The 20391-nt window shown below is 39.1% G+C and carries 21 protein-coding genes and 1 pseudogene; 12 read left to right on the forward strand and 10 right to left on the reverse strand.

The features are described from left to right. Positions 1-105: 105 nt before the first annotated feature. A complete protein-coding gene (locus ACIF8R_RS12645; protein ID WP_001274941.1) occupies positions 106-630 on the reverse strand; it encodes a YecA family protein in 525 nt (174 codons plus the stop codon). Positions 631-703: 73 nt separating this feature from the next. After that, positions 704-910: a PA3496 family putative envelope integrity protein gene (locus ACIF8R_RS12650; protein WP_000099358.1), complete on the reverse strand. Its 207-nt coding sequence runs from the start codon at positions 908-910 to the stop codon at positions 704-706. Between the two features lie 358 nt (positions 911-1268). On the opposite strand from ACIF8R_RS12650, the gene rpoD reads away from it, so the two are divergent. The 6 genes from rpoD to ACIF8R_RS12680 all read left to right on the forward strand — a co-directional run bounded on the left by rpoD (position 1269) and on the right by ACIF8R_RS12680 (position 7828). Further along, complete coding sequence (gene rpoD, locus ACIF8R_RS12655) at positions 1269-3155, forward strand: RNA polymerase sigma factor RpoD (protein ID WP_396463537.1); 1887 nt, start codon at positions 1269-1271, stop codon at positions 3153-3155. 97 nt (positions 3156-3252) lie between these two features. Further along, positions 3253-3540: a YbeD family protein gene (locus ACIF8R_RS12660; RefSeq protein ID WP_002051390.1), complete on the forward strand. Its 288-nt coding sequence runs from the start codon at positions 3253-3255 to the stop codon at positions 3538-3540. Between the two features lie 184 nt (positions 3541-3724). Next, positions 3725-4378, forward strand: coding sequence for a lipoyl(octanoyl) transferase LipB (lipB, locus tag ACIF8R_RS12665; RefSeq protein ID WP_107972837.1), 654 nt, complete (start codon positions 3725-3727; stop codon positions 4376-4378). Positions 4379-4458: 80 nt separating this feature from the next. Then, the gene (locus ACIF8R_RS12670) at positions 4459-4992 is read left to right on the forward strand and encodes a hypothetical protein (protein WP_002051257.1); all 534 of its coding nucleotides are present in this window, start codon (positions 4459-4461) and stop codon (positions 4990-4992) included. Position 4993: 1 nt separating this feature from the next. Further along, a complete protein-coding gene (locus ACIF8R_RS12675; RefSeq protein ID WP_311070064.1) occupies positions 4994-6178 on the forward strand; it encodes an iron-containing alcohol dehydrogenase in 1185 nt (394 codons plus the stop codon). A gap of 264 nt (positions 6179-6442) precedes the next feature. Then, entirely contained in the window at positions 6443-7828 is a 1386-nt protein-coding gene (locus tag ACIF8R_RS12680; protein WP_080961315.1) for an APC family permease, read from the forward strand. A 37-nt stretch (positions 7829-7865) separates the two neighbouring features. Here the strand turns inward: ACIF8R_RS12680 and ACIF8R_RS12685 are convergent, their stop codons facing one another. Further along, positions 7866-8426, reverse strand: a complete 561-nt coding sequence (locus ACIF8R_RS12685) for a flavodoxin family protein (protein ID WP_002051305.1) — start codon at positions 8424-8426, stop codon at positions 7866-7868. Between the two features lie 114 nt (positions 8427-8540). Between ACIF8R_RS12685 and ACIF8R_RS12690 the strand changes: the two genes are divergently transcribed. Continuing rightward, positions 8541-8921 carry a helix-turn-helix domain-containing protein gene (locus ACIF8R_RS12690; RefSeq protein WP_032010152.1) on the forward strand — a complete coding sequence of 127 codons (381 nt, stop codon included), beginning with the start codon at positions 8541-8543 and terminating at the stop codon, positions 8919-8921. Positions 8922-8979: 58 nt separating this feature from the next. On the opposite strand, the gene ACIF8R_RS12695 is transcribed toward ACIF8R_RS12690, so the two are convergent. From ACIF8R_RS12695 to rplU, 7 genes are all read right to left on the reverse strand, one after another. Continuing rightward, complete coding sequence (locus ACIF8R_RS12695) at positions 8980-9453, reverse strand: tRNA (cytidine(34)-2'-O)-methyltransferase (protein ID WP_209045926.1); 474 nt, start codon at positions 9451-9453, stop codon at positions 8980-8982. A 73-nt stretch (positions 9454-9526) separates the two neighbouring features. Then, positions 9527-10900 carry a siroheme synthase CysG gene (gene cysG, locus ACIF8R_RS12700; protein ID WP_263614463.1) on the reverse strand — a complete coding sequence of 458 codons (1374 nt, stop codon included), beginning with the start codon at positions 10898-10900 and terminating at the stop codon, positions 9527-9529. A 67-nt stretch (positions 10901-10967) separates the two neighbouring features. Next, positions 10968-12239 carry a serine--tRNA ligase gene (gene serS / locus ACIF8R_RS12705; protein ID WP_396481108.1) on the reverse strand — a complete coding sequence of 424 codons (1272 nt, stop codon included), beginning with the start codon at positions 12237-12239 and terminating at the stop codon, positions 10968-10970. 118 nt (positions 12240-12357) lie between these two features. Next, positions 12358-13146 (reverse strand): RsiV family protein, encoded by a 789-nt coding sequence (locus tag ACIF8R_RS12710; protein ID WP_263614464.1) that lies wholly within the window; start codon positions 13144-13146, stop codon positions 12358-12360. Between the two features lie 133 nt (positions 13147-13279). Then, the gene (gene lolA, locus ACIF8R_RS12715; RefSeq protein WP_002051355.1) at positions 13280-13975 is read right to left on the reverse strand and encodes an outer membrane lipoprotein chaperone LolA; all 696 of its coding nucleotides are present in this window, start codon (positions 13973-13975) and stop codon (positions 13280-13282) included. A 240-nt stretch (positions 13976-14215) separates the two neighbouring features. After that, positions 14216-14473, reverse strand: a complete 258-nt coding sequence (rpmA, locus tag ACIF8R_RS12720) for a 50S ribosomal protein L27 (protein WP_000201632.1) — start codon at positions 14471-14473, stop codon at positions 14216-14218. Positions 14474-14491: 18 nt separating this feature from the next. Then, a complete protein-coding gene (gene rplU / locus ACIF8R_RS12725) occupies positions 14492-14803 on the reverse strand; it encodes a 50S ribosomal protein L21 (RefSeq protein ID WP_000271409.1) in 312 nt (103 codons plus the stop codon). 96 nt (positions 14804-14899) lie between these two features. Here rplU and ACIF8R_RS12730 point away from each other — a divergent pair. From ACIF8R_RS12730 to adeI, 5 genes and pseudogenes are all read left to right on the forward strand, one after another. Beyond that, positions 14900-15199, forward strand: a pseudogene (locus tag ACIF8R_RS12730) (hypothetical protein). Between the two features lie 46 nt (positions 15200-15245). Continuing rightward, positions 15246-16223, forward strand: coding sequence for an All-trans-nonaprenyl-diphosphate synthase (gene sdsA / locus ACIF8R_RS12735; RefSeq protein WP_396481111.1), 978 nt, complete (start codon positions 15246-15248; stop codon positions 16221-16223). 14 nt (positions 16224-16237) lie between these two features. Beyond that, a complete protein-coding gene (locus tag ACIF8R_RS12740; RefSeq protein ID WP_396481113.1) occupies positions 16238-18298 on the forward strand; it encodes a site-specific recombinase in 2061 nt (686 codons plus the stop codon). A 183-nt stretch (positions 18299-18481) separates the two neighbouring features. Beyond that, positions 18482-19108 carry a phosphatase PAP2 family protein gene (locus ACIF8R_RS12745; protein WP_240287939.1) on the forward strand — a complete coding sequence of 209 codons (627 nt, stop codon included), beginning with the start codon at positions 18482-18484 and terminating at the stop codon, positions 19106-19108. Positions 19109-19132: 24 nt separating this feature from the next. Beyond that, the gene (adeI, locus tag ACIF8R_RS12750; protein ID WP_263614465.1) at positions 19133-20383 is read left to right on the forward strand and encodes a multidrug efflux RND transporter periplasmic adaptor subunit AdeI; all 1251 of its coding nucleotides are present in this window, start codon (positions 19133-19135) and stop codon (positions 20381-20383) included. Positions 20384-20391: the final 8 nt, after the last annotated feature.

Here is a 20391-nt window from a genome sequence, read left to right on the forward strand (position 1 = left end):
CAAAAGGCATTTAGTTTTCTAAATGCCTTTTTTATTTCTTCTAAATAAACACTGACAATAAAAAACGCCCTAGAAAGGACGTTATTTATTATTTCTTCTAATAAATTAATTTGGAGTATGGTACATCAAATATAATTCATTCAAATTATCTGGAATTTCTTCTGCCAGTTCATCCATTAACTGTCCATTGCGACGGAAAGATTCCATCTGTGGATCTTCTTCATCAATTCCGCTAAAAACCATGATCGGTAAAGTTAAATCAACCAATTGTTCTTCATACTCAGGAGCAAACCACGCCTCTTCGTTTAAGAACATTGCATCAACAAACCCTACACTCCAATCGCCTAGGCTTGATTCAACGTCAGCTTCTTCAACTTCAAATGGAAATTCAATCCCATTTTCATTTGCTAAATCTTGACGAATCGACTCTAGCCAAACCTTGATTTGCTGAATAATTTCTGCCGGAACCTTTTTCTGGTTACCTTCGAACAATTCATCTAACCAGCGGTCAAACTGAGGGCCTACTGCAATTGCACACAAAAAACCATGAGTTGCAGCAAAGTCTAGACCATACTCATTGTGGTCTCCATCTAGATATTCACTTAACTGGTCTAAATCTAATGCACTCATTGTGTTACCTGACTTTAAAAAGAAATTGACGATAGCATAGCACTTAAGCCGACGATGCCCTATTTAGTTTTGATCAGTCTTCATCATCAAGATCATCGTCGTCTAAATCATAATCGAAATCTTTCAACTCACGCTCTAAACGGCGCTGTGCCAATAGATCATCAATTAATCTACGTTTTTCCAACGATTCTTTTGCACTGATTTTGCCTGATGACTCATCAAAACCGACATCATCATCATCGCCGTAGTTATCATCTAGTTCAAAATCTGTAGAAGACACTAAAACTACCTCATAATGAAAAAATGTGAATGGGTCTAGCCGCTATTTATCTGTCTTACTTTTCCTTGTCAAGTTTTATTTATATTTTTTTCATTTAATTGCCTATTTGTACTTTTTTTCGCCCAAAAAATTGTGTATTTATAAAACAGCACAGTCTTTTGATAATCGAAGATTTCTACAAATTTTTCTATGATTTAAACTTGAAAAAAATGATTTTAGCCCAATATTCAAAAAATAGTCGTGAATTCAAAGATATTTTTTATTTAACGGTCACCGATCAAAGCCGAAACATTTCAAGCAAATTGTGCTATCATGCACGGTTTTTCACTGCCACAGATTCAACAAAGAGTAAGCAAAGATGAGCGATATGCATTCCCCTACTTCTCAAGTAGCGGCTCTGATTAGCCGAGGCAAAGAACAAGGTTACTTAACTTACGCTGAGGTTAACGATCATCTGCCGGACTCGATTACTGAAAGCGAACAGATTGAAGACATCATTCAGATGCTTCAAGACGTTGGTATTCCTGTACACGAGCGTGCACCTGAATCTGACGATACCATGTTCGGCGAATCAGCTGATGCAACTGACGAAGTTGCTGAAGAAGAAGCTGCTGCCGTACTTGCATCTGTTGAAAATGAGCCTGGACGTACGACAGACCCTGTACGTATGTACATGCGTGAAATGGGTACAGTAGAACTATTAACCCGTGAAGGTGAAATCAGCATTGCCAAACGTATTGAAGAAGGGATTCGTGATGTCCTGAACTCAATCGCTTACTGGCCAAATGCTGTTGAAGTTGTATTAAAAGAATATAATGATTTTTTAACTGGCGAACGCCGTCTTGCCGATATTTTATCTGGCTACCTCGACCCTGAAACGGATGAAGATATTCCTGAAGTTTTAGAAGAAGTTGAAGAGATTGAGGAAGAAGACGAATCATCTACAAAGTCAACGAAAGAAGTTAAGCTTGATGATGACGATGAAGAAGAAGAGTCTGAAGGTGATGATGACTCTGAAGGCGATTCAGGTCCAGACCCTGAAGTTGCAAAAGTTCGTTTTGCTGAATTAGAAGCTGCATGGGCTCAAACTAAGTCCGTGATTGAAAAACATGGTCGTAATAGCCGTGAAGCAAATGAAGCACTTGAGTCATTAGCAACTGTATTCATGATGTTTAAATTTACTCCACGTTTATTTGACATCATTTCAGAAATGATTCGCGGAACTCACGAGCAAATTCGTGCCAATGAACGTGAAATTATGCGTTATGCGGTACGTCGTGGCCGTATGGACCGTACTCAATTCCGTACATCTTTCCCTAAACAAGAATCTAATCCAGCTTGGTTAGATGAACAAATTGCTAAAGCTCCTGCAGAAATCAAAGGACATTTAGAGAAAGTTCGTCCAGATGTTTTAGCATTCCAGCAAAAGATTGCAGATATTGAGAAAGAACTTAATTTAAGCGTTGCTGAAATTAAAGATATTTCTAAACGTATGGCAATTGGTGAAGCCAAAGCTCGTCGTGCGAAAAAAGAAATGGTAGAAGCCAACCTTCGTTTGGTAATTTCTATTGCGAAGAAATACACCAACCGTGGTTTACAGTTCCTTGACTTGATTCAAGAAGGGAACATTGGTTTGATGAAAGCTGTAGACAAGTTTGAATACCGTCGTGGTTATAAATTCTCGACTTATGCAACTTGGTGGATTCGTCAGGCAATTACTCGTTCTATTGCGGACCAAGCACGTACAATTCGTATTCCTGTACATATGATTGAAACGATTAACAAGATTAACCGTGTCTCTCGTCAGTTATTACAGGAAATGGGCCGTGAACCTACTCCAGAAGAGTTGGGCGAACGTTTAGAAATGGACGAAGTCAAAGTTCGTAAGGTTCTTAAAATTGCTAAAGAACCAATTTCAATGGAAACTCCAATCGGTGATGATGAAGATTCGCATCTTGGGGACTTTATTGAAGACCAGAACATCACTTCTCCAATTGATGCTGCGACTTCAGAAGGCTTAAAAGAAGCAACTCGTGAAGTTCTAGAAAACTTAACTGAACGTGAAGCTAAAGTATTGAAAATGCGTTTTGGTATCGATATGCCAACAGATCATACTTTAGAAGAAGTTGGTAAACAGTTTGATGTAACACGTGAACGTATTCGTCAAATCGAGGCGAAAGCATTACGTAAATTACGTCACCCTTCTCGTTCTGAACACTTGCGTTCTTTCTTAGAGAATGACTAAGTTTTGAAATCTTGAAATTTCGACACTAGTCCCCATTTAATAGAAAGAGCTACAAACGCCTGCGATGATGCAGGCGTTTCACATGATGAGGTTACTTATGTTAGACCGCACTCCATCTCGCGAACTCCGTGAAGACCTTTGGGTATTTCCAATGGACTATCCAATTAAACTCATTGGCGATGCGGGTGAAGAATTACGTATAGCTGTAGTTGATATTCTAGTAAAACATTTTCCTGACTTTGACCAATCAACGTTAAAAGTACAAGAATCTCGTACAGGCAAATACCATTCATTAACCGCACAATTACGCTTTGATGAATTGGAACAAGTTCATGCTTTGTATGCAGACTTAGCTGCTTGTCCGCAAATAAGAACTGCTCTTTAATTTTAAGATGCCATGACAACTTTAATGTCATGGCATTTTTATTTATACCAATCTTTATCGAAATAATTACAAATATTTAGAACCGCTTAGGCAAAATACTTTAAACTCATCAAAAGCATACTCTCATAATTTAAAAGTTGAGAGACTTCCCTTCTGTTAAGTACCATACACAGGAAAATGTTTAATGAGCCTTGATAAACCCACTTTGATTATTCGTCAGTGGAACGATTTACAAGATTATCAAAGCAAATTCGAATTGATGAAGAACTTGACCAATCAACGTGATGAAAACACAGCAGATGAGCTGTGGTTACTCCAACATCACGAAGTATTAACTCAAGGTCAAGCTGGAAAACCAGAGCATATTCTAATTCCATCTAATATTCCTGTAGTTCAAACTGATCGTGGTGGGCAAGTGACATGGCATGGCCCTGGTCAATTGGTCGCGTACTTTATGTTTGATCTTAATCGGCTAAAGTGGAATGTGCGCACATTGGTTAGTTTTGCTGAACAATTTATGATTGATGTTTTAAAGAAATATAATATTGAAGCATATGCAAAACCTGATGCTCCAGGCGTATATGTAAATGATAGAAAGATTGGTTCCTTAGGTTTCAAAATTCGTCGTGGACGTAGTTATCACGGTTTAGCCCTAAACTTGGACTGTGCATTAACAGGTTTTCAAACCATTAATCCATGTGGATATGCAGGTTTAGAAATGGTTCGCATACAAGATTTGGTGACTCCATATCCATCATTTGAACAACTTTGTCAGGACTTTATTGAGTATATTAAGGCCTCGGGGTACTTTAATGACCCCGAAGTCAAAATTGAATAAATGATTTTGAGATGGAATAAAAATAGATTAGAGTAATTACTCTAAATTTGCTTTTGCATAATTTTAAGAAGGGATAGCAAGTGATTTCGACAAAAGCTGTAAAGCCCACTCTGCAACTTGCCTACGTTAAGCTCATGATGGATGTTGTTGGTCGTGGCTTAGTCATGGCGAGTCAGGTAGATAGTGAAATACAAGAGGAAGTATCCAAATTTCCTGTTCACTTTGTACTTTCAATGAATGTCTTCCCAAATGGACCAGCATTTTTTGCCCGAGTGACAGAGAACAAACAATTAGAACTGCTGAAAAGAGCGGAAAAAAAGCCTGATTTAACCATTACATTTAAGCATGTAACCCATGCATTTTTGGTTTTCTCATTTCAGGAAAGCACTGCTCAAGCATTTGCAAATGATCGAATGATTGCCGATGGTGATGTATCCGCAGCAATTCGTTTAGTACGCTGCCTAAACAAAATGGAATCTCTCATTTTACCGAAATTGGTAGCTTCACTCGCAGTTAAAGAATACCCAACCGAACTCACCCTAAAAGAAAAATTCAACGAAGCTGCAAATATTTATTTAAAAGTAGCTAAGTCTTACTTCAAGCGGAGCGCATAACATGGCTAAACCATATTACGAATTCTTTTGTCCTGTAAAAGTCATTGCCGGTAATGCTGCTTTAGAACATATTCCGTTTGAACTTGCGACTTTAGGTGCAAAGCGTCCGCTTATCATTACCGATAAAGGCGTTCGCGCAAATGGCTTACTCAACCCTATTGAAGCTGCATTTAGCACGACTGATGCTGTGATTGGTCATGTTTTTGATGATGTTCCACCAGACTCAAGTCTTGAAGTAGTTCGTCTTGCAGCAGAAGCTTATCGTACAAATAAGTGTGACGCGATTATTGCTGTTGGCGGTGGCTCTGTTATTGATACTTCTAAAGCAACCAATATTTTAGTCTCTGAAGGTGGAAATGATCTTCTTCAATATTCTGGTGCACATAACTTACCAAAACCATTAAAGCCATTTTTTGTGATTCCAACCACTTCAGGTACAGGTTCAGAAGTGACTATGGTTGCTGTGGTTTCTGACACACAAAAGAATGTGAAATTGGCATTTGCTTCATATTATTTAATGCCACATGCTGCAATCTTAGATCCACGCATGACATTGACTTTGCCACCTCACTTGACTGCAATGACTGGTATGGATGCGTTAACACACTGTGTGGAAGCATACACCTGCATGGCTGCTAATCCACTCAGCGACGCTTATGCAAGTGCTGGTATCAAAAAGATTAGTGAAAATTTATTTAATGTTTTAGAAAATCCAAATGACTCGCAAGGCCGTTTAGAACTCGCACAAGCTTCTACAATGGCAGGTATCGCATTTTCTAACTCGATGGTAGGCCTTGTACACTCATTAGGGCATGCATTAGGTGCAGTTGCCCACCTGCCCCACGGTTTATGTATGAACCTATTCTTACCCTATGTGCTTGAATACAACAAGCAAGTAAATGGTCAGAAAATTGGTGAGTTACTATTACCTCTAGCTGGTGCAGATATCTATGCGCAAACTCCAGCAACCCAACGTGCAGATAGAGCAATTACAACTATTTTAGCAATGCGTGATCGCTTATTTAGCTTAACCAAGTTACCACGTACCTTGCGCGAAACTGGTAAGGTTACTGAAGCACACCTTGATGAAGTTGCAGAAAAAGCACTAAATGATGGCTCTATTATTTACAACCCTAAAGAAGCAAGCTTAAAAGATATACGCGAGATCTTACAAAAAGCTTGGTAATTTAAGTTTTAACTACCTAAAGAAAAAACTAAAGGTCTGATTTTTATGACAAATCAGACCTTTTTTATATCTATGAATTTTTATTCATCATTTTCTTTGGAAATATGGCAAAAAATTTGCTAAAAAATCCACGAAAGTACTGACAATTTGCATCAATTTAGGATAGATTGGCGCACTTTATCTTTTATGTAGGGGGGATCGTTCGTCTCAAACGATCCTTAACACCAAGCTGATCCTTGATCAACGATTATGAGGATAACGCCGTTGACAAACTTATCTGGGACTAAACCAACAGCTAAACTTCAAAAGAATCTTGTGCTATGGCACATCATTATTATTGGTTTAGCTTATATTCAGCCATTAACTTTATTTGATACTTTTGGTTTAGTATCAGAACGAAGTGGTGGTCATGTACCTACTTCTTATATTTTTGCGTTAGTTGCAATTTTATTAACGTCGATCAGTTATGGACACATGATCAAACGCTATCCTTCTTCAGGGTCAGCATACACCTATGCCCAAAAGTCAATTCACCCTAATGTTGGTTTTATGGTGGGTTGGTCATCTTGGCTAGACTATTTACTTTCACCACTCGTCAATATCATTTTGGCCGATATTTATTTAAGAGCATTATTTCCAGAAGTAAATAATTGGTTATGGGTAATTGGCCTAACTGCATTAATGACTGTTATTAACTTATTCGGCGCACGTTTCGTTGCTCGTTTTAACAGTACAATTGTAGTTATTCAACTTGGTGTTATCTTTTACTTTGTTTATCAAGTGTATACCTTGCTTACCCAAGGTGTATATGCCGATGGTACGTTAAATCCGGATAAAGCTGAATTATGGTCACTCACTCCTTTTTGGAATGATATGACTTCTATTAGTGCTTTGATTGGTGGTGCAACGGTACTTTGTTTCTCTTTTACAGGTTTTGATGCTTTATCTTCACTTGCCGAAGAAACAAAAGATGCTGAAAGAACACTTCCAAAAGCGATTTTTTCAACAGCATTGCTTGCTGGTGTCATTTTCATCATAAGTACTTACTTTATCCAGTTGTATTTCCCAAGCAACCCAACGACTTACTTTAAACCGTTAGATGAATCACAACCTGTGATGGTTGCAGCAATTGGTAGCATTGCCTTTAAAACATTAGTTTTATACTTTGCTGTGGTTGCAGTAATGGCATCTGGTATTTCGGCACACGCTGGCGTATCTCGCTTAATGTATGTTATGGGACGTGATGGCGTTATCAATAAAAAGTTGTTTGGTCATATCAGTCCAAGACTACATACCCCAACTTACAACATTCTTATTGTTGGTGTAGTTGCGTTGTCTGCTGGCTTTTTAGATCTTGAACATATTGTTAACTTAATTAGTTTCGGGGCCTTAACTGCTTTTAGTTTTGTGAACTTCTCTGTAATTTCGCGTTATGCGCTTAGAGATGGTAAAAACAAATCTATTAAAGATATTATTAATTACATTATTGTACCGACGCTTGGCTTTGCCAGTGTGTTCCTAATGTGGTTGGAAATTGACAAGCTTGCTTTACAAATTGGCTTGGCTTGGGCAGTAGTTGGTGTAGGTTATCTTGCTTACAAGACCAAAGGCTTTAAATACAATGCTCCTCAACACAACGAGCATGAATAATAAAAAAGGCGCTTAAAGCGCCTTTTTTATGGAATTATTATCCAAATATTTTATTTACAATACCTTGTACGCGTTTAGCATAAAGTTTTGCTGTTTCCAAGTCCCCTGTTGGAATCTCATCTACACTTGCGTCTGATGGCGACTGAACAAGTAGACCTACTGAACCACCCAAGTTATTTACATCTTCACGTTTTGCATTTTTAGTATTTGCTGGTAATAGACCCAAGCTCACCCAAATACCGCCGTGTTGTGATGCTAAAGTTTGTAATTGAATAAGCGTAACTTGCTTATCGCCATTTAGACTTGCACTGTTGGTAAAGCCTGCAAATACTTTATCTTCCCAACCACGTGTAAACCAAACTTTTGAAGTTGCATCAGCAAATTTTTTAAACTGCCATGGTGCTGTACCCATATAAGTTGGAGCACCGAAAACAATACCTTTTGCATTGTTTAATGTTTCCCAATCTTGCTCAGTAATATTACCTTCCTGATCAATCTGGATAAGTTGAGCATTAATTTCATTAGCAAAAGTTTCAGCAACTACTTTCGTGTGGCCATAACCAGAGAAATATACAACCGCAATATTAGAATTAGACATGGAAGAACCTGTGTTTTATTAAATTCCATTTTATGATATATTTTAGAAACTAGGTGTCAATTAGTTACCATTTGGTAACTAGTATATTTTTTTTAAAATAAGTAGGTAAATGGTATGAATGAATGTCTAAAATATAATATTTTTCAACAACATTGCCCTGCTCGTTTATTTTTTGAAAAAATTGCAGATAAGTGGGTTTTACTCATCTTAAATATTCTTGAAGAAGAAACGCAGCACTTCAACTTGCTCAAAAAGAATATTCAAGGTATTTCCCCTAAGGTCTTGTCACAAAAGTTAAAAATGCTAGAAAGAGATGGCTTTATCGAACGCAAAATTCAAGACACTTCACCTATTCGTGTTGACTATTCACTTACACCATTAGGCCAAAATGTCGCTTCAATGGCCTTCCAATTAAAAGAATGGGCTGAAACAAACATTGAGCAGGTTTTAGCAGCACAAATCATCTATGATGAAAAAGTACTAGAACAAGCTTAAATTAAAATTAGATCAAAAAATAAGGCCACCAAGGGCCTTATTTTTTGTATTTATAAAACTAACCTAAATTTCTAAAGCCTTGCTGACGCCATGCTTCATAAACAATCACTGCAGTCGCATTAGATAAATTTAGACTTCTAGAGTTTTCAGCCATTGGTAAGCGGATCCACTGCTCTTGAGGGAACATCAAGCGAACATGCTCAGGCAAGCCACGTGTTTCTGGCCCCATCAGTAAAGCCACAGGTCGATTCAAATCAACTGTATGCGGAGTTGCAGAACCCTTCGTCGTTAGAGGAAAGACATGCTCAACACCTTTTGACTTTAAGTCTGCAAGGCATGCTTCAATATTGTCCCAAATCTGCATTCTTGCCCATTCATGATAATCAAGCCCTGCACGTTTAAGCTTTTTATCATCAAGCTCAAAACCTAAAGGCTTAACCAAATGCAATTGAGCCCCCGTATTCGCGCATAGTCGAATAATATTCCCTGTGTTTGCAGGGATTTCAGGCTCGTATAGAACAACATGAATCACTTAATTACTCACTTAAATTACTTGTTGGTTAACTCAGGCAATCATTAAATCTATCAAAGAAATTATTAGCCCATTAGTTCCACTGTAACTGTTCACGCAGACGTACGACCTCACCAATAATAGTAAGAGTCGGCGCATGAATTTGATGTTCTGTCACTTTAGATGCGATATCAGCAAGTGACCCCACCACAACCTTTTGTTCAGGGGTTGTACCCTTTGAAATTAATGCAACTGGCATATCTGGACGCTGTCCGTGAGCGATTAATTGCTCACAAATACGTTCCAAGCCGACTAAGCCCATATAAAGAACTAAAGTCTGGTTCTCATATACCAGCTCATTCCAAGGAAGCTCAGGAGAGCCTTCTTTTAAATGGCCAGTTAGAAAACGTACACTCTGAGCATAATCACGATGAGTGAGCGGAATACCCGCATAAGCTGAACAGCCTGACGCTGCCGTAATCCCCGGAACCACCTGAAATGGCACACCAGCTTGGAATAATTCTTGGATCTCTTCACCACCACGCCCGAAAATAAACGGATCACCACCTTTTAAACGACAAACACGCTTTCCTTGTTGAGCATATTCAACGAGTAAAGCATTGATCCCATCTTGGGGAACCGAGTGATTTGAGCGAGCTTTACCGACATATATTTTTGTAGCGTCTCGACGGCATAACTCTAAAATGGGTTGGGATACCAAACGATCATAAATGACCACATCAGCTTGCTGCATTAAACGTAAAGCTTTTAAGGTAAGCAGTTCAGGATCACCAGGACCTGCGCCCACTAAATAAACTTCACCTTTAGGTGCTTTCCATTCCTGCAATGCTTGTTCAAGCATGCTATCTGCAACATCTAGGTTGTCGTTAAAAACCTGCTCTTTTAAGGGACTTGCATACAAGTTTTCCCAAAAAATACGGCGTTCATCGGGATTAGAAATTTTTTCTTTAACCTGATTTCGCCATTTTCCTGAAAACTCAGCCAATTTCCCCATTCCATGTGGAATGGATGTCTCTAACTGTGTACGGATTTGTCGAGATAAAACAGGAGATGTCCCATTTGAAGCAACCGAAATCACTAAAGGTGAACGGTCAATAATCGCAGGAACCATAAAGCGGCAATGTGGAATATCATCAACACTATTTACAAGTAAATGACGTACTTCACATTGCTCGAAGACTGTTTTATTGACTTGCGGATCATTGGTCGCGGCAATGACGAGTCGATATGGTGTACTTAAAAACTTCTCAGAGAAAATTTCAACAAAATGCTGACCATTTGTTGTTGTAACTAATTGCAGAAGCTGTTCTTCAATTTCAGGAGCAACAATATCAATTATTGCCCCCGCCTTAGCTAATAAGGTTGCCTTGCGTAAAGCAATATGCCCTCCGCCCACAATCAGACAACGTTGCTGCTGCAACTTCAAAGAGATTGGAAAAATATCCACCTTAAACCTCTACATCAATCATCTGATTATGTTTAAGCAAAAAACGTGCACAATTTAGATGCAAAGCTTAGTCAATAAACGTTGCACCACCCATATATGGGCGTAATACTTCTGGAATCTCGATTGAGCCGTCTTCACGTTGGTAATTTTCCATTACTGCAAGCAAAGTACGTCCTACTGCAAGACCTGAACCATTTAGCGTATGCACTAATTCAGTCTTCTTCTGGTCCATACGGAAGCGTGCTTTCATACGACGCGCTTGGAAATCACCCATATTAGAGCAGCTTGAAATCTCACGATATGTATTTTGGCTTGGAACCCATACTTCTAGATCGTAAGTTTTCATCGCACCAAAGCCCATATCACCACCACAGAGCAAAATTTTGCGGTATGGCAAACCAAGTGCCTGCAAAATGCCCTCGGCATGTGCAGTGAGTTCTTCAAGTGCCTGCATAGATGTTTCAGGTTTAACGATTTGCACCATTTCAACTTTATCAAATTGGTGCTGACGGATTAAACCGCGCGTATCACGACCATAAGAACCAGCTTCACTACGGAAACATGGTGTATGCGCTGCATATTTTAGTGGTAAACGATCTGCGTCAATGATTTCATCACGAACAAAGTTAGTGACCGGAACTTCAGCTGTAGGAATAAGGTAGTATTCTTTTTCGCCTTGAAGTTTAAATAAATCTTCTTCAAATTTTGGTAATTGTCCTGTCCCACGAAGTGAGTCAGCATTAACCAAATAAGGCACGTAAGCTTCAGTATAGCCATTCTTTAAAGTATGGGTATCAAGCATGAACTGAGTTAAAGCACGTTGTAGACGCGCTAAAGGCCCCTTCAACACGCTGAAACGTGAACCGGTAAGTTTGGTCGCAGTTTCAAACTCTAAGCCGCCCATCCACTCGCCTAAATCAGTATGATCTTTGATTTCAAAATCGAACTGACGAGGTGTACCCCATTTTGAGATTTCAACGTTATCAGTTTCATCTTTACCAACTGGAACAGACTCATCTGGTAAGTTAGGGATGCTTAGTGCTTTTTGCTCAATCTCGTTTTGTAGTTCTGATAAAGCAACTTCAGCTGCTTTAATTTCATCACCAATCGCCTGCATGCGTGCCATGATTTCAGAAGCATCGCCACCGGATTTTTTAATCTGACCCACTTGTTTAGCACCGGCATTTCGCTCTGCCTGTAACTTTTCAGTTTTTGATTGCAAGTCTTTACGGCGAGTTTCTAAAGATGCCCATTCTTGGACATCTAGCTGAACACCACGTTTTGCCAAAGCTGCATTAACGACTTCAATATTATTTCTGAGTAACTTAGGGTCGATCATAATTAATCATAATATGGGTAAAAAACTGGCTATAGTGTAAGCCCTTAGCACTAAAAAATATAGTGATCATCTTCATATCGAATAGCTTTCACACAATTCTAAGAAGAGACCAGATATTTTACATGTTGTAGCTCGGCACACTTGGTAAGTACTCAGGTTTAATGAACTTAGCTGCCTCAAAATACGGCAGTGTTAATTCAGTCATCCCTTCTGCATAAGAAGCTAGCTCATAAACGGGATAAACAAAAACAATCCCATTGGCGCCGTAGTAGTAATTATCACTTAACTGCAGTTTTTCACGGCTAATATTGTGTTCTTGAAGCCAGTTGGTATTCGCATCAAAAAGTGCATCAACAAGTTGTTTTTCAACATCTGGCTTAATAAGTTCAGCAACAGTAATGTGCTTTTTATTTAATAAATCAAAATTTACGAATTCTTGATGTGACATGCCATGTGCTGCACCTGCAGAGTATGAGTATGTCTGTAAGGCAAAGGTTGCTAGATTATAATTTTGTCCCAAATAACGGACATAAATTGCACTTTGACTTGAACGAGGCTCTCCCTCTGGTACCTCGACAGGTTTATCAGCCAAGTTTGCAAAAGCATTCGGGTCTGCTTTTTTTATACGGTTCGTAAAATAATCATTAATCCATTTTTGATTAGTTTGTACTGTCTGAAAGTCATATTCAGTACAACCATCTTCAAGACAAACTTTAGACTTTGGTAATTTTACTGGAATCACTTTTGCCTGAATAACAGGAACTTCTGCTTGTTTTTGCTCTTTTACTGAAGCACTAGATGCGGGTTGCTCATCTTTAGCTGCAGATTTTGGCTGACAGCCACTTACTGCCACCATGGCAGCTACCATAGGAAGAATGAAAATAATTTTCTTATCGTAAAGTCGCATGTTAATCCCCGTGTATTCTCTTTTATCACTATACAAAGCGTAAGAATAAGACGGGGTTAAAAAATGTATCTGTGATTGATATATAAAAAGAAAGCCACGCTTTTCAGGTGGCTTTCTTAAAGAGGCTCAATAATTATTGGTCAATAATATCTGTGCCTTTAGGTGGCGTAAAATTAAAAGTTGAAGCTGGAATCGAAGCATTCACTTTTACATTATTAAATTTCACGTAAGTGGTTTGCCCTAAAGAATCTTGTAACACCATTAATGTCGGTGCTTTGTTAGCACCAAAACTAATCGTTAAGCTTTGGAAAGCGCCATCTTCTTTTTTCGGGAACAACGTGAAATATAATTTAGATTTATCTGGCTGGGTCACGCGGTAAGACTTCATGATTTGACTAGTATTACCAGAGAGCAATAAAGCAGGAGTATCTGCTACTTGCGAATCTAAGCTTTGACGGACAGCTTGTTGTAAATCAGGGTCATAAATCCAGACCGTTTTACCACTTGTCACAATAGTTTGTTTAGACGGGCTCACAGTTTCCCAATAAAATTTCCCCGGACGTTCAACTTTCATTGAACCTTTAAATGTCTGGTTCATATGCTGAGCGCCTAAGCCTTTTTTCTGTGCTACAGCTTTTGTATTTGCTTTCGTTGTTTGTTCAAAATCGGCAGTTAAACGCTGTAATCCTGATAACTGATTTACCAGGTTCCCAATCGCCTGTTGCTCCGGTGCTGCTACTGGTGCAGCAAACGCTGTAGTACTCATTACAGGAGCAAGCACTGACGCGCTGAGTGTAATAGCACACATGGTTTTACGAAGCATATTCATGTCATCACCTTTTTAGTTGCTGTAAGATAACTTGTTCACTTTTAATTTCACCAAGCCGAACAAGCTCTTCATTCAAGACTCATATTAACCGACAAACTCTGTGCTAATCATTGAGAAAATAAGATATTTTGTTATGTTATTCATATTGTTTGTAGAATTTCATTCATCATGATGAAGATGAAATTAATGAAATTCCATAAAAAAAGCCCACAAAATGTGGGCTTTTTCTTAAGCTAAAACTTAAACAGTTTCAACTTTTACGTAGCGACGGCCAAATTGACCTTTCACTTCGAATTTTACTACGCCGTCAGCAGTAGCAAATAAAGTATGGTCACGGCCCATACCAACATTTGCACCAGCGTGGAATTCAGTACCACGTTGACGAACGATGATGTTACCAGCAGTTACAGTTTGACCACCGTAAACTTTAACACCTAACATTTTTGGGTTTGAATCACGACCGTTCTTCGTCGATCCACCGGCTTTTTTAGTTGCCATGTCTCTTACTCCTCGTGATTAGCCTGAAATACCAGTAATTTTCAACTCAGTGAACCATTGACGGTGACCTTGTTGCTTACGGTAGTGTTTACGACGACGCATTTTGATAATGCGGATTTTGTCGTGACGACCATGACCAATCACTTCTGCAGTTACTTTAGCGCCAGCTACAACTGGAGCACCGATTTGAATGTTGTCACCGTTTACAACCATTAATACATCATCAAATGTAATAGTTGCGCCAGATTCAGCCTTCAATAATTCAACTTTAAGGGTTTCACCCTCAACTACACGGTGCTGTTTACCACCGCTTTGGATTACTGCGTACATAATGTACTCCAATCAGCCCGTGTCGTCGTGTCGATAAAGGGATATATCGATCTTAAAACGAACGCCACTGGGGTTATACAAGGCGACAGATTTTAAGTGAAATTTGATCAAACGACAAGTGCTTTATCTTTATCTAAGCAATAGAGACCGTTATTCTTACATAATAAAAACAGCTTCAATTCGAATTTAGTACTTTTCATTGATTCTGAATGGAATTTAAAATACAGTTCCAAACACAACTTGCAACAAGAACAAGCTGTATTCATGTTGACGTTATTAAAATTTATTGTTTTGTCGGAAACACATCGTTTTGCCGAAATAAAGAACAAAGAACTCTTCATGAACCTACAAATGATTAATATCAATTGCTTGTTTCCCTGTTTAATGCACTTTTAATTGATACACTAACGCCACTTATCACCAATACGGGGTTTTTCTTCATATGGTCATCGATTTTAAGCAAGACATTCTCGCTCCTGTTGCTACAGACTTTGCTGCGATGGATCACTTGATTAATGAAGGAATTAGCTCAAAAGTCGGCTTGGTCATGTCGGTCAGTAAACATGTTGTTGAAGCTGGCGGCAAACGTATGCGCCCGATCATGTGTTTACTTGCAGCACGAGCTTGTGGCCTAGACAACATGCAAAATGCACAGCGTCTGGCTGCCATTATTGAAATGCTTCATACCGCAACTTTAGTGCATGATGATGTGGTCGATGAATCTGGGCTTCGCCGTGGCCGCCCTACTGCCAACGCAACTTGGAACAACCAAACTGCTGTGTTAGTAGGTGACTTCCTTATTGCTCGCGCTTTTGATCTATTGGTTGATTTAAACAACATGACCTTATTAAAAGATTTCTCAACAGGTACATGTGAAATCGCTGAAGGTGAAGTACTACAACTTCAATCTCAGCATCAACCGGATACAACCGAAGAAACATATTTAAAAATTATTCACGGGAAAACTTCTCGTTTATTTGAACTTGCAACTGAAGGTGCTGCCATTTTGGCTGGGCAAGAAGCCTACCGTGAACCTTTAAGATTATTTGCAGGTCATTTTGGAAATGCATTCCAAATTATTGACGATATTTTAGACTACACTTCAGATGCTGAAACATTAGGTAAAAATATTGGTGATGATTTGATGGAAGGTAAACCGACTTTACCGTTAATTTCAGCATTAGCACATTCAACTGGTGAAGAGCACGCCATTATTCGTCGTAGTATTGCGACTGGTGGGGTTGACCAATTATCCAAAGTTATTGAAATTGTACAAAAGTCTGGTGCTTTAGATTATTGCCAGCGCCGTGCCCAAGAAGAAACAGAAGCAGCACTGCAAGCCTTAACAATCTTGCCTGATACACCTTATCGTCAGGCGTTGATTAACCTTACTCAGCTTGCATTACATCGAATACAGTAGATATTATTTTGCCTATGCATATAAATTTTTCAGATCATTTTTTAGAAATCCAGAAACAGCTTGAAAATCCTCAAGCTGTTATCGACGAAAATATTCTCATTGACCTAGTCAATGCTTTACGGCCATCCGATCCTCACGATACGGATGAAATAGAGCAAAAAATACAAGCATTTATTGATAGCTTATTACTTACTCCTACCGCTCCTGCCCTTTTACAAACCTTTTTATTAAGTTTAATTAATCAATATAAGCAAGTGAGCTTATATGCCGATAGCGGCATTTTGTCTTTAGATGGTTTCTGGAACCAACTTGGACAAAGACTCGGCGGCCATTTTCTGCCACTCATTGAAGATGCAAGCCAGCTCAAAATTTTGATTGGAAAAATTTTCTATTTAGAAAGTGATTCAGTCTGGTTAAACAATGTTGATGACAAAGATTGGGCAACCTTATTCGGGCTTATTGGGCAAAGTAACAGTAATGTCGATGAAAAACATGCCATTCAACGAGAAATGATTAAGGCGATTACTGTCTTATCTTATCGTATTAGTGGTATTGGGCTTTATCCTGAATTTATTAATGCTCAGCCTGAGTTAACTGAATATGAATCACCGTTTTTAGTACAAAACCGTGAAATTATTGAGTTTATTGAAAAGTATAAAAAACAAGATATTTCTAGCAATGACATTGCAGTTGTTCCCCCGCCAGATGCATCTCAAGCATTTGTAATGTTGGAACAATGCCGTGACGTCGTTTTAAAAATACGTCGTGCCACCAAAAGAATCGGTGTTAGTTTAAGTTTGACTTATTTACTGTCTTTGCTTGAGCAATGTTTAGATCGAATTGAATTATTACTCTACTTGGTCGTAGACGACAGTGAAGGCCGCTATATTTCTTTAGGGAATTTAATTTCGGACTTAACTAAAGCACATTACAGCGAAAAAAGTGTTCGCTCTTTACTAAGTACCACTAGTGAACTCATCGCCTTTCAAGTTACAGAAAATGCAAGCCGTACTGGTGAGCACTATGTGAGTACAGACACTAAAGGCTTTTGGGGTATGTATAAAGCCGCTGCTGGTGCAGGTGTGATTATTGCCTGTATGGCATCATTAAAAATTCTTGCTGCACGTATGACGATGGCCCCGCTTATGCAAGCCTTTACGTTCAGTATGAACTATTCACTCGGCTTTATTCTGATTCATGTATTGCACTTTACTGTTGCGACAAAACAGCCAGCAATGACAGCGGCTGCCCTCGCAGCCACTGTTCAGCAGCGTAAAGGCTCTAAAACTGCACAAATTGCAGAGTTAGCCGCACTTATTATCAATATTATTCGAACTCAGTTTATTGCTATTTTGGGTAATATCTCGATTGCAATCCCTACTGCCGCACTCATTACTTTTGCTTGGCAGTTTTATCTAGATGAACCTTTATTAACCCATACCAAAGCCACTTCTCTTTTACACAGTTTAAATCCATTTACGTCCTTAGCCGTTCCACATGCAGCAATCGCAGGCGTGTGTTTGTTCTTGTCGGGTCTTATTGCAGGCTACTTCGACAATATGGCTGTTTATAGAAAAGTAGGACCTCGTTTAAAAGCACACCGACGTTTAAGGAACTTATTTGGGCAAGATCGCCTAAACCGTTTTGCTGAATACATAGAACGTAACTTAGGTGCGCTTGCTGGTAACTTCCTTTTCGGTGTCATGCTAGGAAGTATGGGAACTATCGGCTTTATTCTAGGTTTACCTTTAGATATTCGTCATATTGCCTTTGCATCAGCGAACTTTATTCAAGGTTTAATGACTATTAATGGTAGCCCCGATATTGGCTTGATTATAGTTTCGTTTTTAGGTGTGCTTTGTATTGGTCTCACTAACTTATTTGTGAGTTTCACGCTCACTATTATTGTGGCATTACGTGCACGTCGAGTTCGCTTTGAACAATGGAAGCCATTAGCTAAACTGGTCATGACCCATTTTCTTACCCGACCAAGTGACTTCTTCTGGCCACCGAAACAGCCTTTAGAATTAGAAGAAAATACCCAAACAAGTGGCGGAAAAAAAGCAGAACACTAGCGTTTTGCTTTGTACACAAATTGTGAATTCCGTCAATTTTGTTGTGATTGTTTTTCCAAATGTTAAAAAAATTTCAAAATGAATTTACGATGATCTATCAGGCTTGAAAAAAAGTGTACTGGCAAGTACACTTTCAACGGCATTCAGTAGTAAAAAACTACATGAATAAGCAAAGGTGTGTATATGCCCTATCTATTGCTTTGTATTGGTTGCGTTTTTTTAGGATTAGGTGTTCTTGGTCTGGTTGTACCAAGTCTTCAATCTTTGGACTTGCTCACCGTTCAAACATTGAGTCACCATCGTTTAGATTATCTTAATACTATAACTGCCTTTCTTGCACGCGTAGGCGGCATGCCTTTTGTATGTTTTTTATCCTTTCTAGTATGTGTATATTTAGCATGGTATAAAAAATATATTACTGTTATTTTCATTAGCTTGGGAGTTATTGGCAGTATCACCATTGGTTGGCTGCTCAAGTGGTGTGTTAACCGGCCTAGACCTCCTGAGGCATATCATATCGTTGAAAGTTACGGTGCATCGTTCCCAAGTGCACATAGTGTTTATGCATCAACACTGGCTTGTCTGGCAATGATTATGTTATGCCGTAAGCACAACATTAACTCTCCTTATATTGTTTTGATCTCCTGTCTTTGGTTTGTGTGTATGGGGCTTTCAAGAATATATGCAGGAGTTCATTTCCCAACAGACGTACTCGCTGGTTGGGGTATTGGTTTTATTTGGATTGCACTGCTTTGGCTCTGGTTATTACAAACACAAAGTAGGTTAAGTAGAAAACAAATATATTTTTAGATTTTATCTAAACGAGGTGGAACAATGATGTCGGCTAAGCTTTGGGCACCAGCCCTTACTGCTTGCGCATTAGCAACAAGTATCGCGCTTGTTGGTTGTAGCAAAGGCTCCGATGAGAAACAGCAAGCTGCTGCTGCTCAGAAAATGCCGCCTGCAGAAGTAGGTGTTATTGTTGCTCAACCACAAAGTGTTGAACAAAGCGTTGAGCTTTCAGGCCGTACTTCAGCATATCAAATTTCTGAAGTTCGTCCTCAAACAAGTGGCGTGATTTTAAAACGTTTATTTGCTGAAGGAAGCTATGTTCGTGAAGGTCAAGCGCTCTATGAGCTCGACTCTAGAACGAACCGCGCAACGTTAGAAAATGCAAAAGCATCACTCCTACAACAACAGGCAAATCTAGCTTCACTACGTACCAAGTTAAATCGTTATAAACAACTTGTTTCTAGTAATGCTGTGTCTAAACAGGAATATGATGACTTACTTGGTCAAGTCAATGTCTCAGAAGCACAAGTTGCTGCAGCTAAGGCTCAAGTAACAAATGCGAATGTAGATCTTGGTTATTCTACAATTCGCTCTCCTATTTCTGGACAATCTGGGCGTTCTTCAGTAACGGCTGGTGCTTTAGTTACTGCAAACCAGACTGACCCGTTAGTAACGATTCAGCAGTTAGATCCAATCTATGTTGATATTAATCAGTCTAGCGCCGAGTTGTTACGTTTACGTCAGCAATTAAGTAAAGGCAGTTTAAACAACAGTAACAACACGAAAGTAAAATTAAAGCTTGAAGATGGTTCTACCTATCCAATCGAAGGGCAACTTGCTTTCTCTGACGCTTCTGTAAACCAAGATACAGGAACAATTACGTTACGTGCTGTATTCTCTAACCCGAATCATTTATTGCTTCCGGGTATGTATACCACTGCACAAATTGTTCAGGGTGTTGTTCCAAATGCTTATCTGATTCCACAAGCTGCCGTTACACGTTTACCTACAGGTCAAGCTGTAGCAATGCTTGTTAATGCCAAAGGGGCTGTTGAGAGTCGTCCAATTGAAACCTCAGGGGTTCAAGGACAAAACTGGATTGTGACTAACGGCTTAAAAGCTGGCGATAAAGTCATTGTTGATGGCGTTGCCAAAGTTAAAGAAGGGCAACAAGTAACAGCAAAACCTTATCAAGCTCAACCAGCAAATCCTCAAGGTGCAGCGCCAAATGCTGCGAAACCGGCTCAATCAGGTAAACCTCAAGCAGAACAGAAAGCAGCTTCAAATGCATAAGGGGTAGA

The sequence above is a fragment of the Acinetobacter sp. ABJ_C4_1 genome (genome assembly GCF_044538495.1).
GTDB lineage: Bacteria > Pseudomonadota > Gammaproteobacteria > Pseudomonadales > Moraxellaceae > Acinetobacter > Acinetobacter nosocomialis_A.